Genomic DNA, 15951 nt, shown 5'->3' with positions numbered 1-15951 from the left:
TAAAAATTGGTGTTCATCTGTGGAATTCGTGGCTTACTTTGTTAAGCCCTACAAATACTTATAACCCGGTATCGTCAAGAACTCTACAAATTTTTTGTTCACTACCAGTTGGTCTAGTAATTTTTCTGCCAAGATGTAGTTTTCTTCTTCGTGTGCTCGGTCACCCACTTGCTTTCTGATTTTTTCATATTCGTCCAAAGCAATCCGGTGGTACAATTTGATCGTTAATTTTTCTCCCGAATCCAACGTCACTTCATTTTGAAGCCATTGCCACAATTGCGACCTTGAGATTTCTGCTGTAGCGGCATCCTCCATTAAGTGGTGAATGGCTGCAGCGCCTTGCCCGTTTAACCAAGAAGTGATGTACAGTACGGCCACATTTACGTTTTTGCGAATACCCTCCTCAGTTATGGTGCCTACTGGAATTTGCAACAAATCCGCTTCGGTAATGTGCAAATCCGCTCTCTTGATGTGAATATGATTTTTGGTCATCATATTTTCATTAAACACTTTCATCGCTATTGGCACCAAATCAGGATGCGCTACCCAAGTCCCATCGTGTCCGTTTCTGGCCTCTCTTTCCTTGTCTGCAATCACTTTTTTGAAGGCAATTTCGTTGGCTTCAGGGTCATTCTTAATCGGAATTTGTGCAGCCATTCCGCCCATTGCGTGAATATTGCGTTTGTGACAACGCTGAATCACCAATTTAGAATACGCGTCCATAAAAGGTGTTGTCATCGTTACTTGGTCTCGGTTCGGAACGATAAAGGCAGGATTGTTTCTGAATTTTTTGATGTATGAAAAAATGTAATCCCAACGCCCGCAGTTCAAGCCTACGATATGGTCTCTTAATTCGTAGATGATTTCGTCCAACTGAAAACTGGCGGTTATCGTTTCAATCAAAACCGTTACTTTAAACGTACCGTGTTGCTCGCCAAGGTATTCTTGTGCAAATTCAAACACTTCGTTCCACCATCTGGCTTCCAAATAGTGTTCTAGTTTGGGTAAGTAGAAATAAGGCGCCGAACCGTTTCTTGCCAATTGGTCGTGATTATGAAAAGCATATAACCCAAAGTCAATCAAAGAACCAGAAGCTTCTTCGTCTTCTATCAAGATGTGCTTTTCGTTCAAGTGCAATCCTCTTGGACGTACAATCAAAACGGCAGTTTTTTCTTTTAGTGCATATTTTTTATTGCGTAACGGGTCGTCAAGTGTTATGGTTTTGTTTACGGCATCTTTCAGGTTTTGTTGTCCTTCCATGATGTTGTTCCAAGTAGGCGAAGTGCTGTCTTCAAAATCGGCCATAAAAGTTTTGGCGCCAGAGTTCAAAGCGTTAATCACCATTTTTCTATCTACTGGTCCAGTGATTTCCACGCGTCTATCGATTAAATCTTTTGGGATTGGAGCCGCTTGCCAGTTGCTTTCTCTAATGTTTTTGGTTTCCAAAGGAAAGGTGGGTAACACACCATTATCAAATTGGACTTGTTGTGCTTTACGGGCTTCTAAAAGTTCCAATCGTTTAGCATTGAAATTTTCGTGCAAAGCCGTCAAAAAATCGATGGCTTCTTCGGTTAAAATGTTTTCGTGTTGTGCAATTTCTTCATTCAGAAATTGCCATTTTTTTTCGGTGGTTTCGGTTAGTGTTTTCATATGTTGATATTTCATTTTTTATCGGTCATATGTAATTCGCATATTGTTTTTGGTGGTTATTAGCCATTTAGTGCTATGCTCATTTCATAACTAGTTCATTTTGATAATGCAATACTACAAAAAGTTTTTTACAAAACAAGCGAACGTTCGCAAAAAATGAAAAAAATGTTTTTTGCGTATTTTGGTTTTTTAATTTATCTTTGATTTTATGAACATAGAGAAAGATTATATTAAGTTGATTTTTGGGCTTAAACTCAAGCAGGCTCGAATGAATAAGGATTTGTCTTTATTTGGTTTGGCGAAGATTACGGACTTGTCCAAATCGTATTTGAACGAAATCGAAAAAGGAAAAAAATATCCCAAAACAGATAAAATTATTCTGTTGGCAGATAAGTTGGAAGTGACTTATGATCATTTGGTATCCCTTAAATTAGATAATAGTTTAGCTCCAATTGGAGAAATTTTAACTTCGGGTATTTTGAAAGAAATTCCACTGGAATTGTTTGGTATTCAAGAAGCCGATTTGATTGACATTATCGCCAATGCGCCCGCAAAAGTAACGGCCTTCATTAGTACCATTATCGAAATCGCACAACATTATAATCTTACACGCGAAAGTTTCTTTTTAGCGTCTTTGCGTTCGTATCAAGAAGCACACAACAATTATTTTGAAGAGTTAGAAGAAAAGGTATTGTTGTTTTGCAAAGCATTTCACGTAGATGTAACTACAAACATTTCTATCGAGGAGTTAAAGGCGATTCTAAAAGAGGAATACGGCTATACTATTAAAGAATTGGTGTTTTCTGAGCAAGAAGAAATGGGAGATTTACGCTCAATTTATGTGCCTACGAGCAAAACCTTATTGCTTTCGGACGAAATTGATGAAGGGCAAAAGGCTTTTGTTTTGGCCAAAGAAATCGCTTATAATTTTATGGAAATCAAAGAGCGTTTGTACACGTTCAGTTGGATTAAATTCGACAATTTTGACCAAGTCTTGAATAATTTTTACGCGTCTTATTTTGCAGGCGCTTTGTTGTTGCCTAGACAAAAGTTGATTGATGAATTGAATTTGTTTTTGGCCAAAGAAAATCCAAAACCACAAGAAATGGTGCAATTGATGACGCAATTCAACGTCTCGCCAGAATCCTTTTATCAGCGATTGACGAATATTTTGCCGAAGGATTTTAATTTGAAAAACTTATTTTTCTTGCGTTTGTCTCACAAAATAGGCGCGGATACCTATCAAATCAAAAAGGAGCTACATATTACCAATCAGCAAGAACCGCACGCCAACGAAATGAACGAGCACTACTGCCGCAGATGGGTGTCGATTAAAACTATTGAACAATTGTTAGCACAAGGCAAGACGCATTTTTTTGATGCGCAAGTATCGCGTTATGAAAACAGCAGCAATGAATATTTAGTGTTTTCTTCGGCTACTCCTGATCCGTTTAAGAAAGATTGTTTGCGAAGTATTTCGGTGGGGATTTTAATCACGCCATCGGTAAAGAAAAAGTTCAAATTTTTAGAAGGCGATGTGGTGCCCAAACAATTGGTGGGTGTAACTTGCGAAACTTGTGCCGTGAAAGATTGCCATGAGCGCGCCTCAGAACCCATTCATCTTAATCAAAAAATACGCAACGAAAACACCGAAGCCATCGTTCAGAAATATATGGCGAAGTTTAGTTGATTTTTTTTCCTAGTATTAAATTATGGTTAATAAAACCTTTAAGAAGATTCTTTTTTTAGGTAATTTATTACATTTATATTGTTTGATTCAAGTATTTGTAAATCGTTTTGATAGGCGCTAGCTCTTGGAATGAATGGCGAGATAATATTAAAGATAGATACGATAATCCAACAGAGTTTTACTTAAATGAATTATTTAATAACTGGCAAGATTAATTTAACAAAACAAGAGTATGAAAAAATTAATTATTTTTATACTGATGCCAATTTGTTTTTGGTGTTGTGTAAATGAAGATAGTAAAAACTATAATTATTCTATTATTAATAATTCTGGAGTTTCAGTGGTGATTGTGCCCTACGGCGTTGATGGTGTAAGAGATTTATCAAAAAAAATCGTGCTTTCAAACAATGAAAAAATCAGTCTAAAAAGAGTTGTTACTTATCCAGCGCCTGATTTTTTGGATATGGCAGAGGTTATAACTAGAGATAAAAATATTACTTTAACTAAAATTGAGTTTATTTTTAATCTTAGTAAAAAAATACTGTATTCTAGCTGTAAGTATACTTCAACTGGAGTTGAAGGATGTACAGAATCTAGAAATATTTTTAGATCTGAGTATAATGACGAGCAAACAGAAGTGTATACCATCACTCCAGAAGATTACCAAAGCGCACAAGATTGCGGTGGGAATTGTAATTAATAAGACTCAAACCCTTTTGGAGTTACTTGCTCTGAAAGGGTTGTTTTAATTTAAAAAAGAATAAGTTGCTTTGATTGGTGCCAGTTCTTGGAATGAATGGCGTGACATCAAAAACAGATACAACAATCCAACAGAGGTTTACTTAGATGAATTATTTAATAACTGGCAAGATTAAGATTATGAAAAGAATAATATCAATAATCATTGTTGTTTTATTGGCAACAAGTTGTACGGATCAAGGAGGAGATAGAAATTATAATTATCGCATCAGTAATAATTCTGGAGTTGTTGTAGAAATGATACCTTTTTACGATGGAGTAAAGGATATAAGTAACAAGGTTATAGTAAAAAATCTGGCTGATATTAAATATCAATTCACGGATACGCCGCCCTATGGAGGTGGGCCTAGAATGGAATACATAGCTTTTACAAGTTCTAAAATTCAAAATAATTTAACGCATATTGAGGTTGTTTTTGATAACAAAAAAAAGGTGATTTATCAAGAATGTACAGCAACAAATCAATGTTTTAATCAAGCTAGAAATATTTTTAATCCAGTTTTTAGTGCAAAGCAAACAGAACTGTATACCATCACTCCAGAGGATTATCAAAATGCACAAGATTGCGGTGGGAATTGTAATTAAAAGTATAAGAAAACGAGATTTAGAAAATAAGAAAGGCTGTCTTCAAAATTGGAGACAGCCTTATGTTTTGTTGCGAATTAGTATTGTAAATTCAGACTTGAAAAAAACTATATTATTCCGCCCATTTGTAATAACGAGCGCCTAATAAGTTGGGATTTTCGTTTTCGATACGATCCAAAATCCATTCGCTTTTTGGGGTGCGAATGGGTTGTTTTTGTTCCTTTTTGTGGAGTTTTTCGTAGGTTTCAAAATCAATGGCGACGCTTTTTTCTAGAGTTTCAAATAGTGCTACAGGTTGCAAGGCTTTTTTCCAATCCGCTTGAATGGTCCCCTCGAAAACTTTCGATTTCGAACCGCTTCCATAGGCTAAAAAGCCCATTTTTTCGTTGGTGATTTCAGTATTGGTTTCTGAAAAATGCGCTAAAGTTGATAACAATCCCATAAAAATTGAACCCGTATATAAGTTTCCAATCAAAGAAGAAGCGATTTCTGCAGGTTGTAATTTTTGACTCACAAAATCTTGATAAGCGGGTGTCTTGCTGATTTCTTTGAGTTTGTTTTGGTATTCTTCTGGGGTTTCGTTTCCAGTAATAATTGCTTCGGTTGCATCTAAAGCATAAATTTCGGTCAACATACGTCTTCCTTGAAAGGCATACGGTAAGTGCATGACAATGCTTTTCCAGTTATCGTAAATCGTTTCGGAAGTATTTTTTTCTTTTTTGAACGCAAAGTAGGCGTCTTTGGTACGATCCATATAACATTGGTTCGAATACTGTCCGTCAAACACCGGTTGGTCTTTGTGAATTTCAATTTCGCCTTCCAAATTATCAAACCAAGCTTCGTTGTTGTTGTTGCCTGTGATTTCTTGTTTTGAGATAGTTCTGTACGGTTTGAAAAAGTCAAAAACACCTTTGGTGCTTACGCCCCAATGATTCTCAAAAGCAATAATTCTTGGGTTGGCGGTAATAAGCATGGCTACAGCTCCTGCGCCCTGGGTGTATTCTCCGGTGGAGTTGAGGTCGTATTTAGCAAAATCTGTAGTGACAACAATGGCTTTTTTGGTGGGATTTAATTTTACAAAATCCAAACAGTTTTGCATCGCATCCACCCCGCCAATGCAGGCAAAAGTAAAATCAACTGCATCGCAATGCGTTAAACAGTTTTCTCCAAATTTTTGTTCCATCAAGGCTACTAAAAACGAAGCGATGGGTTTCGAACTATCGATACTGCTTTCGGTTCCTACGTAAATTCTGGAGATCTCGTTTAAGGCAATATTTTGATCCTGGATGAGTCTGGTTAAAGCATTGGCTCCAAAAACTACAGTGTCTTGATGAGTATCGGCGAGAGTCATATTCGTCAATCCGAGTCCTTTTTGCAATTTTGCGGGTTCAATATTTCGAGCTTCTGCTAAGGTTTGTATAGGTAAGTGTATTTTGGCTACGTCAAAAGATAGGGCGTCAATTCCGATTTTCATGGTATAAATTTTTCTATTGCAAAGGTAAAATGACAGCGGGCAAATACAAGGTTTTTGGGGGAATATTATGTTTTTGTGATGCATTTTTTTTGATTAAAAGCAAAACAAAAAGCTTTGTTAGTAAATCTGTAATTTTAGTTTCTTTTTGGTTGAAAATACTGTAGATATGGTAATTGTATTTTTTTCTTTTTTTAAGTTTTGTTTAGAGTATAAACTCAAAAAACAGCTGAAAAACAGTAGGATATTAAACACTTTAAAATCATTATAAATAAAGTAAAAAAGGTTGTGGTTCATGAGTAATTCGCTTATTTTTGTGTGAAATTTTTAATAATCTATATAAAAAAATTATGGCACAAACTGCATTGTTAAAGTCTTCCATAGCCAGAAAAGTGGCAATGGCACTTTCGGGACTTTTCTTAATTACTTTCTTGTCATTGCATTTTTTCATTAATATGATATCGGTTTTTAGTGCGGATACTTTTAATGCAATGTCTCACTTTATGGGCTATAACCCAGTAATCCAATTTGTTATGCAACCTATTCTTATTGCTGGAGTGATTTTTCACTTCGTTATGGGGATAGTTTTAGAGGTGCAGAATAAAAAAGCACGACCAGTAGCTTATGCCAAATATGATGGAGCAGCAAATGCTTCATGGGCTTCTAGAAATATGATTATTTCTGGATTGGTAGTTTTGGCTTTCTTAGGATTGCACTTTTATGATTTTTGGGTTCACGAAATCACTTACAAATATGTAGAAGTAGGTGCAATTAACGAAACTCGCTATTTTGAAGAATTGGTTCATAAATTCGAGAGTCCAGTACGTACAGGTATTTACGTTGGTGCTTTTGTTTTGTTGGCACTACACTTATGGCATGGTTTCAGTTCTTCTTTTCAATCAGTAGGATTCAATAATAAGTTTTCTTCTACTATCCAAAAATTAGGATACGCGTTTGCAATTGTGGTTCCGTTTGGATTCATATTTATTGCGTTATTTCATCATTTTAATCATTAATATCAATCAAAATGAAATTAGATTCTAAAATACCAGAAGGTCACATTTCTCAAAAGTGGACCGATTATAAAGATCACTTAAAATTAGTTGCTCCGAACAATCGACCAAAAATTGATATTATTGTTGTTGGAACAGGATTAGCAGGGGCTTCTGCTGCGGCTTCATTTGCTGAAATGGGCTACAATGTAAAAGCATTTTGTTATCAAGATTCACCCCGTCGTGCACACTCTATTGCTGCACAAGGAGGTATTAATGCCGCTAAAAACTATCAAAATGACGGAGATAGTACCTTCCGTTTATTTTATGATACCATTAAAGGAGGAGATTATAGAGCACGTGAAGCTAACGTTCACCGTTTGGCAGAGGTGTCAAGCAACATTATAGATCAATGTGTGGCTCAAGGAGTTCCTTTTGCACGTGATTACGGCGGATTATTGGACAATCGTTCTTTTGGTGGAACTCAAGTTCAACGTACGTTTTATGCAGCAGGACAAACAGGACAACAATTGTTGTTGGGTGCTTATTCTGCATTATCAAGACAAATTGGACTTGGTAAAGTTGACATGTACAACCGTCATGAAATGTTGGAATTGGTAAAAGTAAATGGAAAAGCTCGCGGAATTATAGCTAGAAATTTGGTTACTGGCGAGATTGAAAGACATTCAGCTCACGCGGTAATTATTGCTTCTGGTGGTTACGGAAATGTGTATTTCCTTTCTACTAATGCAATGGGGTCAAACGTAACAGCAGCTTGGAAAGTTCATAAACAAGGTGCTTTGTTTGCTAACCCTTGTTATGTGCAAATTCACCCAACTTGTATTCCGGTTCACGGAACCAATCAATCGAAATTAACCTTGATGTCTGAGTCATTAAGAAACTCAGGACGTATTTGGGTGCCAAAGAAAAAAGAAGATGCTGAGGCGATTCGTGCGGGTAAATTAAAACCAACCCAAATTGCCGAAGAAGATAGAGATTATTACTTAGAAAGAAAATACCCTGCATTTGGTAACTTAGTTCCTCGTGACGTAGCTTCTAGAGCTGCTAAAGAAGTATGTGATGCTGGTCACGGAATTGAAGCTAACGATACGAATGAAGGAGTTTATTTGGATTTCTCTTCTGAGATTCAGTCCAAAGGAAAGCAAGTAGCTTACGCCAAAGGAAACCACAATCCATCTCAAGAAGAAATTACAACCTTAGGGAAAAAATGGTTGGAAGAGAAATATGGTAACTTGTTTACTATGTATCAAAAAATCACTGACGAAAATCCATACGAAACGCCAATGAAGATTTATCCTGCGGTTCACTATACTATGGGTGGTGTTTGGGTTGATTATAACTTGCAATCAACAATTCCGGGTTGTTTCGTAGCTGGAGAAGCTAATTTCTCTGATCACGGAGCGAACCGTTTAGGAGCTTCTGCTTTGATGCAAGGTTTGGCTGATGGATATTTCGTATTACCTTATACGGTTTCAGATTATTTAGCTGATGATATTCGTACAGGAAAAATTTCTACTGATTTGCCAGAATTCGTTGAAGCTGAAAACAATGTGAAAGCAAGTATCGAAAAATTCTTGAACAATAACGGTACCAAAACTGTAGACCATTTCCACAAACGCTTAGGTTTGATTATGTGGAATAAAGTAGGTATGGGACGTAACGAAAAAGGATTGCAAGAGGCGATTAAGGAATTAGCAGCTTTGAAAGAAGAGTTCCATAAAGATGTTTTTGTTCCTGGAAGTGCTGATGAATTGAATCCAGAATTAGAAAAAGCACTTCGTGTTGCTGATTTTATTGAATTAGGACAATTGATGGCTATTGATGCATTGCAACGTAAAGAATCTTGTGGTGGTCACTTCCGTGAGGAATATCAAGATGCTGAAGGTGAAACGCTTCGTGATGACGAAAACTTTAAGTTTGTTGGCGCATGGGAATATATGGGCTATGACATTAATCAAGAGGTACTTCACAAAGAAGAATTGAAATACGAGTTTATTAAAATAGCAGCTAGAAATTACAAATAGAAAATCATGAGCGCAGCAAAAAATATCAATATAAACCTTAAAATTTGGCGTCAAAAGAATGCTAAATCAAAAGGAAGCATGGAAAGTTATAAATTAGATAATGTTTCTACTGCCAGTTCGTTTTTGGAAATGTTAGACCAATTAAACGAGCAATTAGTTAGTGAAAGAAAAGAACCTATCGCTTTTGACCACGACTGTCGTGAGGGAATTTGCGGAATGTGTTCTTTATACATCAACGGACGTGCTCACGGACCAGATACAGGAATTACTACTTGTCAATTGCACATGAGAATGTTCAACGATGGTGATACAATTTACATTGAACCATGGAGAAGTGCTGCTTTTCCAGTAATCAAAGATTTAGTTGTAGATCGTTCTTCATTTGATAGAATTCAACAAGCAGGAGGTTTCGTTTCTGTAAATACTTCTGGTAGAACAATGGATGCAAATGCTATTCCAATCCCAAAACACGATGCAGATAGAGCTTTTGAAGCAGCAGCTTGTATTGGTTGTGGAGCTTGTGTAGCTACTTGTAAAAATGGTTCAGCGATGTTGTTCGTTGGAGCCAAAGTTTCACAGTACGCACTTTTACCACAAGGAAAAGTTGAGGCTACAAACCGTGTATTGAATATGGTTCGTCAGATGGATGAAGAAGGATTCGGAAACTGTACCAACACTGGAGCTTGCGAAATAGAATGTCCAAAAGGAATTTCTTTGGAGAATATTGCTCGTATGAACAGAGAGTATTTGGCAGCAAGTTTGAAATAATTGCCTTAATCAAAGACAAAAAGTAAAAAACGTATCCATTTGGATGCGTTTTTTTATGTCTTGATTAGACGGATTTTGTTTCGCTTATGAGTTTATAATCAATTTTTACTAAATTTAAATTATGAAAATAGCCATCCTACAAACTGCTTTAGTCTGGGAAAATCCAGCAGCGAATCGAATTCATTTTGAAGAAAAAATCGATGCGATTGGTGAACCAGTTGACCTAATTGTATTGCCTGAAATGTTTACTTCAGGATTTACGATGCATCCTAATTTGGTAGCGGAAACGATGCAAGGCGAAACCATGGTGTGGTTGCAACAGTTGGCTAAAGAAAAAAATGCAGCCATAACTGGGAGTTTGGTTATTACCGAGAAAGGAAATTTCTATAACCGATTGGTATTTGTTTTTCCTTCTGGAGAAGTGCAATTTTATGACAAAAGGCATTTGTTTACCTTAGCAGGAGAGGATAAAAAGTATACTGCAGGCAAAGAAAAAGTAATCATAGATTATTTGGGTTGGAAAATTTGTCCACTGATTTGCTATGATTTGCGTTTTCCTGTTTTTGCACGAAATAGTGAAGAGTACGATGTGTTACTTTATGTAGCGAATTGGCCCAATACGCGTATAAACGCTTGGGACGCCTTACTCAAAGCTCGAGCGATTGAAAATATGTGTTATACAATTGGGGTGAATAGAATAGGAGTAGATGCCAATAGCCATATATACAATGGACATTCGCAAGTGCAAGATTATTTGGGTAGGGCTATTATTGAGCCACAAGAAGCTGAAGGTGTTTTTATAGCTATTATAGAAAAAAGTGCATTAGCGGAAACCAGACAAAAGCTAGGTTTTTTGAACGATAAAGATGATTTTGAATTAAAAGCCTGATTTTTTTGCGGTTTTTTTCTTGTCCTCTTTATTTTTAGGTTCGGGTGTGTAAGGGATGCTGAGGTCAAAAGACTGTTCCACTTCCCAATTGGCTCGAACATCCACTTCTTTGGAGAAATAGATAACTTCTTCGGACTGTCTTTTTTCTAAGAAATTTCCCGAATCATATTTTTGATTGTTATTGTCATCATAAATAGCTCTTAAGGTATAATTTGCAGGCTCTAAAAAGGTAAAGACGACTTTATTTTCTTTCTCAGTAAATTCTGTGGCCAAAACTTCACCTTTGGAATTGGTGAGTTCTACAATAATTGGAAATCGTTTTGCATTGCTCAAAACAACCGTTAAGTTTCCATAATCCGTTTCACTTCGGGTAGTGAGTTTGTAGGTTAAGGTGTCGTTAGATTTTTCAAAAAAGTCAGTCAAAGCTCCAGGAAGCAATTTAAATTCATATTTTTCAGAAGGCACTTTTTTGAAATCCAAAACCAATTTTTGATGAAAATCATCGTATTGATGGGTAAATGCTACTGCTTTGGTCGCACCATCGGTTAGTTTGATTTTTGTAGGATCAATTTTAATTAAAGGTGTCGAGGATTCTAAAGTGAATTGATCTCTCAAATTCAAAATTCCAGCCTGAACAGCACTGATGTTGAGGGTATCTTTTTTTTGATTTTTAATTTTTACACTAAAATCGTTTACATAACTTTCTTTTTTGATATTTAAGAGCAAAGAATCTGCTTTTATAGGTTTATACCATACTTGAAGCGAGTCTTTTTTAGGAAATTGTGTAACAATATTTTCTAGGATTTCGTTGTTGTTTTTCAAAATAATTTTAGGCTTTGACTTCGAAAAATCTTGTTTACCATCATATGCTACTATCAATCGGTTTCCAGAAGCTTGGTATGGTTTGTATGCTTTAAAAGGGAGTACTTCTTTGAATAACTCAATTTCATACACCGTATCATTTGGGATAGTGATGAATTGTTTGTGAAATCCAATTTTGTCTGTTTTGGGATTGAATTTATTGTTGTTATTGCGGTCTTTCATAGCTACCAAAAGGTATTTTCCCGCTTTTAGATTTTCTAATCGAAATGTCTTTAAACTATCCGATGTATTGGTAATATATCTTGGAGGAGTAGTGTATACTACTGAATCTTTGAATTTTTCATTCACTTCGTACAACATTACAGAAACAAAAGATTCTACTTCTTTTTCAAGAGCATCTTTCACTCTTCCGCCGAGAGCGAGTGAATCGACATATGGTCCTGTGGAAAAAACATACTTGAATTGGTTCAAAGGATTGCCTTCGTTGTTGTCGGTAATGCTTTGTCCAAAATTAAAACTATAGGTTGTGTTGGGTTGTAAAGTATCTTTGATTTGAATAGTGAGGTATTTCGTTACGGTAGACGGAATAATCAATGGCTCATTTTTCATTGGTGGAGAAACGATGAGTTGTTTTTCCAATCCTTTCAACTTTATATACTCATCAAAAGTGAGTTTGATCTGATTGCCTTTAAAGTTGGTACTATAATTCTCGGGGAAACTAATTTTAAGTGTTGGGGGTATGGTATCTTTTAAACCGCCAGTGATACTTCCTTTTTTGGCGCAGCCAATACAAATGAAAAGAAAAACAAACAAGATAAAGCGGTAGTTGGTTTGCGACATATTAGTTTAACATTAGAAAGTACAAAATAACAATTATATTTACTGTAATCGAAATTATTTAGCGATTTATTGGCATTTCTCTTATAGTAAAATTTAGCATTTTTATATTTTGATTGTTGGTTATTCTTACATTTGTTATAATTTTTAATAACTACTTCTTTTGAAAAATAGATTGGGTTTTGCGCTTCTGTTGCTTTTGCTTTTGGCTTGCCAACCAAGCAAAAAACCGGTTATATCGTTTTATTATTGGAAAACAGTTTTCGATTTAACCCCAAAAGAACAAGCGGTATTAACTCATAACAACGTCCAAAAACTTTATGTGCGTTATTTTGATCTTACTATAAATAATATTTCTCATAATGTTCATCCTGAAAGTCCAATTCATTTTACAACATCTATTCAGCAATTTACAGTAGTACCTGTGGTGTATATCAAGAACCAGATTTTTTTAGATACTACAGTTGTAATACCCGAATTGGCAAGGAAAACATTCGATTTAATCACAAGAATTAATACTTCTAATGGGATAAGTTGCCAAGAGATTCAACTTGATTGCGATTGGACATTGAGTACCAAAGAACGCTACTTGGAGTTTGTTGAGGTTTTTAAAAGAATTTCACAAAAAAGAATTTCAGCAACCATCAGATTGCATCAAGTAAAATATTTCAAAAAGACTAAAATTCCTAATGTAGATTCGGGGGTTTTGATGTATTACAATATGGGCAAAATTGCTCCTGATTCGCTCAATTCAATTTATGACCGAAAAATAGCCGAGAAGTATTTGGCGAGTTTAAAGAAGTATCCGCTGCAACTTAATTTTGCATTGCCTATTTATTCTTGGTTTATTCATATTCAAAACCAAAAAGTAATTGGGGTGCGAACTAAAATTAGTCTTGCTGATTTAGTAAAGGATAAAAATTTTAAACGTGAAGATGAAAAACATTTTAGAGTGATACAATCTAAATACAAAAATGGAGTTTTTTATCAACAAGATGATGTCTTGAAATTAGAAGCAATTTCTTCTTCGGATTTGTTAGAAATGGCTTCAGATTTGAAAGAAAACACCAAAGAGTCTCCTAACGAAATATTATTTTACGATTTAGACCAATTCAATTTTAATAGCTATGAAAAATCAATTTTTGAGCAAGTTATTGCTGTTTTTTAGTGCCATTTTACTTTTGGTATATGGTATAATTTATGCCTGTGCAGATGGCGATTATGGCGATTTTTCATTTGATTCTAATTTTACTCCCGAAACCTTTGTTGATGCTTCCTACGAACCGTTGTTTTTATCTGGGGATGTTTTTTATTCTATTCGCTTTGAAGATAATTATAACACAAGGTTCAATGAATCTATAAGAACCGATTGGGAAACGTATCTAAAAGGGAAAGCGGATTCGGCCATGGTTCATTATTTTTTGTTTGATAGTAGCGCTGTAGCGGTTCAAGATATTTATGCTTTTTATAAAACCAAAAAAAGCACTAAAAACGTTGTGAAATGGGAATCTAAATTAAAACTAAAAGATTCAAAAATTAAAAACTTCATCGATTTTTTGTATCTCGCGAAACAACTAGAAACAGTTTCTGTAAATACTGATTATTGGAGCTATGATCCTGTTGCTGTTAAAACATTTCAAGATGTAGGAACGGTTAAAGCAATCGAAAATAATTACAAAAATTCTAAAGATGCTTTTCTTAAAAATAGGTATTGGTTTCAAACGATGAAGGCCTATTTTTATAGTGATGAGCGTAAACAAGCTTTTGATTTTTTTCAAAAAACAGAAGCAAATGTCCCCAAAAATGTTTTATACTACCGTGCACTTTCTTACTTGGCTGGATTTTATTATAAAGAAAAAGAATATGCCAAGTCTAATTATCTCTACGCAGTAGTTTTTGATAAATGCCCAGAAATGAGAGTCGTTTCGGCATATAATTTTCATCCTCAAGAGGAGAAAGATTGGAACGCTTCTTTAGCTATGGCCAAGGATAATAAGGAAAAAGCAGCGCTTTGGGCGATTCAAGGATATTACAAAGACGAGGTTCGTGCAATAGATAAAATTTTTGAATTGGATCCAAAATCTACGCATTTGGATTACCTCTTGACGCGTTTGATTAACAAAACCGAGCAAAATATAAATCATTCTTTCTCTAAAACAGATGAAGGTAATGATGTAAAAAAGCAAACCGTTTCTGAAAACAAATCCGATAATAAAAAGAAGATTGACGCCAAAGTTTTAGATTTAGTGACCAAAATCTCAATGGCTGGAACCACGGCTCAACCTTATTTGTGGGATATGGCTTTGGGCTATTTGTATACCTTAAGAGAAGATTTCTCAAAGGCAGAGGCTATTTATGCGAAAGTTGAGCAAAAAATGCCAGCAAAAAAACTTGCGAATCATCAGTTGCGTTTGCTTCGTTTTGTGAATAATTTGAGTAAAATAGAAAAGTTAACTGCTCAAAATGAAAAAACGATTATCAAAGATTTGAATTGGTTATATCACGAACTACCTAAAGAGAAAGGAATCCCAGAATTCAGGTATCAAAATGCAACTAATTGGAGTAAAAAATATCTAGCTGCACTATACAGAGCTAGTGGCAATAGAGTGATGGCTGAATTGTTTGATGATGCCAATGATTATTGGGGGTATGGAAATAATTTTTATGATGTCACTGCTGATTTGCAAGCGATGAAAGATTTTTTGACCAAAACAAACAAAACCGAGTTAGAACAAGTAGGACAAAGTGTGTATGGCGTAAAATTGGCGGAGATAAATAATTTTCAAGCGGTCAAAGCCACTTTTAAAAATGATATTCCTGCGGCTATCGAGTTCATGAAGCAATCCGATTCGCTTCAAAATGCCGTTTTTTATGGGAATCCTTTTAATGGCGGTATCAAAGATTGTCACGATTGTGATCATTTGGCGTATCAAAAAAGGAAATATTCGCAATTAGATTTTCTGAATATTATCAAAACGATGCAAGATAAAGTTGCGGCTAACGAAGAGGTGTATACCAATAGTTTGTTGTTAGGCAATGCCTTTTATAACATCACTCATTTTGGGAATGCTCGAATTTTTTATGAATCTAAAATAGCGGGGTATGGTTCTAGTCCCTATAGTTTTAGAGAGCCAATCAAAAAAATGATTACAGATTGTAGCCTAGCCAAAATGTATTATCAAAAAGCATTTGAGGTAGCAAAAAATAAGGAACAGAAAGCTAAATGCTTATACATGATTGCCAAATGTGAGCGAAACGAATACTACAACAAGAAGTACAGCGCGATTGCGAATGTTTGGGAGATTCCAGAAGAAGAAGTAAATTTTATCGCGTTTGATGGTTTTGTAAAACTGAAAGCTAATTATTCAGACACTAAATACTACCAAGAGGTTATTGGTGAATGCGGATATTTTAGAACGTATGTCAATCAATAGTTGATATAT

The 15951-nt window shown here is 35.3% G+C and carries 12 protein-coding genes; 9 read left to right on the top strand and 3 right to left on the bottom strand.

The features are described 5' to 3' along the window. Positions 1-48 precede the first annotated feature (48 nt). Positions 49-1665: a malate synthase A gene (gene aceB / locus ACZ1AQ_RS02145; protein ID WP_489631298.1), complete on the bottom strand. Its 1617-nt coding sequence runs from the start codon at positions 1663-1665 to the stop codon at positions 49-51. Between the two features lie 193 nt (positions 1666-1858). On the opposite strand from aceB, the gene ACZ1AQ_RS02140 reads away from it, so the two are divergent. The 3 genes from ACZ1AQ_RS02140 (at position 1859) to ACZ1AQ_RS02130 (ending at position 4684) form a co-directional block, all read left to right on the top strand. After that, positions 1859-3340, top strand: coding sequence for a helix-turn-helix domain-containing protein (locus ACZ1AQ_RS02140; protein ID WP_489631297.1), 1482 nt, complete (start codon positions 1859-1861; stop codon positions 3338-3340). Between the two features lie 232 nt (positions 3341-3572). Next, complete coding sequence (locus tag ACZ1AQ_RS02135) at positions 3573-4040, top strand: hypothetical protein (protein WP_489631296.1); 468 nt, start codon at positions 3573-3575, stop codon at positions 4038-4040. Between the two features lie 179 nt (positions 4041-4219). Then, the gene (locus ACZ1AQ_RS02130) at positions 4220-4684 is read left to right on the top strand and encodes a hypothetical protein (RefSeq protein ID WP_489631295.1); all 465 of its coding nucleotides are present in this window, start codon (positions 4220-4222) and stop codon (positions 4682-4684) included. 112 nt (positions 4685-4796) lie between these two features. On the opposite strand, the gene ACZ1AQ_RS02125 is transcribed toward ACZ1AQ_RS02130, so the two are convergent. After that, positions 4797-6158, bottom strand: a complete 1362-nt coding sequence (locus tag ACZ1AQ_RS02125) for a hydroxymethylglutaryl-CoA synthase family protein (protein WP_489631294.1) — start codon at positions 6156-6158, stop codon at positions 4797-4799. Between the two features lie 347 nt (positions 6159-6505). On the opposite strand from ACZ1AQ_RS02125, the gene ACZ1AQ_RS02120 reads away from it, so the two are divergent. From ACZ1AQ_RS02120 to ACZ1AQ_RS02105, 4 genes are all read left to right on the top strand, one after another. Further along, a complete protein-coding gene (locus tag ACZ1AQ_RS02120) occupies positions 6506-7171 on the top strand; it encodes a succinate dehydrogenase cytochrome b subunit (protein WP_489631293.1) in 666 nt (221 codons plus the stop codon). An 11-nt stretch (positions 7172-7182) separates the two neighbouring features. Next, positions 7183-9192 (top strand): fumarate reductase/succinate dehydrogenase flavoprotein subunit, encoded by a 2010-nt coding sequence (locus ACZ1AQ_RS02115; RefSeq protein WP_489631292.1) that lies wholly within the window; start codon positions 7183-7185, stop codon positions 9190-9192. Between the two features lie 6 nt (positions 9193-9198). Next, positions 9199-9960, top strand: a complete 762-nt coding sequence (locus ACZ1AQ_RS02110) for a succinate dehydrogenase/fumarate reductase iron-sulfur subunit (protein ID WP_438061201.1) — start codon at positions 9199-9201, stop codon at positions 9958-9960. A gap of 121 nt (positions 9961-10081) precedes the next feature. Continuing rightward, a complete protein-coding gene (locus ACZ1AQ_RS02105) occupies positions 10082-10849 on the top strand; it encodes an amidohydrolase (protein ID WP_489631291.1) in 768 nt (255 codons plus the stop codon). Here the strand turns inward: ACZ1AQ_RS02105 and ACZ1AQ_RS02100 are convergent. After that, a complete protein-coding gene (locus ACZ1AQ_RS02100) occupies positions 10838-12511 on the bottom strand; it encodes an Ig-like domain-containing domain (protein ID WP_489631290.1) in 1674 nt (557 codons plus the stop codon). The genes ACZ1AQ_RS02105 and ACZ1AQ_RS02100 overlap by 12 nt on opposite strands. A 160-nt stretch (positions 12512-12671) precedes the next feature. On the opposite strand from ACZ1AQ_RS02100, the gene ACZ1AQ_RS02095 reads away from it, so the two are divergent. Together ACZ1AQ_RS02095 and ACZ1AQ_RS02090 are read left to right on the top strand one after the other, a co-directional pair. Then, positions 12672-13676: a hypothetical protein gene (locus ACZ1AQ_RS02095; protein WP_489631289.1), complete on the top strand. Its 1005-nt coding sequence runs from the start codon at positions 12672-12674 to the stop codon at positions 13674-13676. Beyond that, a complete protein-coding gene (locus tag ACZ1AQ_RS02090; RefSeq protein WP_489631288.1) occupies positions 13636-15942 on the top strand; it encodes a hypothetical protein in 2307 nt (768 codons plus the stop codon). The genes ACZ1AQ_RS02095 and ACZ1AQ_RS02090 overlap by 41 nt, the downstream gene beginning before the upstream one ends. Positions 15943-15951: the final 9 nt, after the last annotated feature.

The sequence above is a fragment of the Flavobacterium sp. UM26 genome (assembly GCF_057922445.1).
Note: the sequence above shows the minus strand (reverse complement) of the source record. Positions and strands in the feature narration are given on the sequence as shown.

Excerpts from the sequence above, each read along its gene's own strand:
- aceB (WP_489631298.1), bottom strand. The coding sequence starts at position 1,665 with ATGAAATATCAACATATGAAAACACTAACCGAAACCACCGAAAAAAAA.
- ACZ1AQ_RS02140 (WP_489631297.1), top strand. The coding sequence starts at position 1,859 with ATGAACATAGAGAAAGATTATATTAAGTTGATTTTTGGGCTTAAACTC.
- ACZ1AQ_RS02135 (WP_489631296.1), top strand. The coding sequence starts at position 3,573 with ATGAAAAAATTAATTATTTTTATACTGATGCCAATTTGTTTTTGGTGT.
- ACZ1AQ_RS02130 (WP_489631295.1), top strand. The coding sequence starts at position 4,220 with ATGAAAAGAATAATATCAATAATCATTGTTGTTTTATTGGCAACAAGT.
- ACZ1AQ_RS02125 (WP_489631294.1), bottom strand. The coding sequence starts at position 6,158 with ATGAAAATCGGAATTGACGCCCTATCTTTTGACGTAGCCAAAATACAC.
- ACZ1AQ_RS02120 (WP_489631293.1), top strand. The coding sequence starts at position 6,506 with ATGGCACAAACTGCATTGTTAAAGTCTTCCATAGCCAGAAAAGTGGCA.
- ACZ1AQ_RS02115 (WP_489631292.1), top strand. The coding sequence starts at position 7,183 with ATGAAATTAGATTCTAAAATACCAGAAGGTCACATTTCTCAAAAGTGG.
- ACZ1AQ_RS02110 (WP_438061201.1), top strand. The coding sequence starts at position 9,199 with ATGAGCGCAGCAAAAAATATCAATATAAACCTTAAAATTTGGCGTCAA.
- ACZ1AQ_RS02105 (WP_489631291.1), top strand. The coding sequence starts at position 10,082 with ATGAAAATAGCCATCCTACAAACTGCTTTAGTCTGGGAAAATCCAGCA.
- ACZ1AQ_RS02100 (WP_489631290.1), bottom strand. The coding sequence starts at position 12,511 with ATGTCGCAAACCAACTACCGCTTTATCTTGTTTGTTTTTCTTTTCATT.
- ACZ1AQ_RS02090 (WP_489631288.1), top strand. The coding sequence starts at position 13,636 with ATGAAAAATCAATTTTTGAGCAAGTTATTGCTGTTTTTTAGTGCCATT.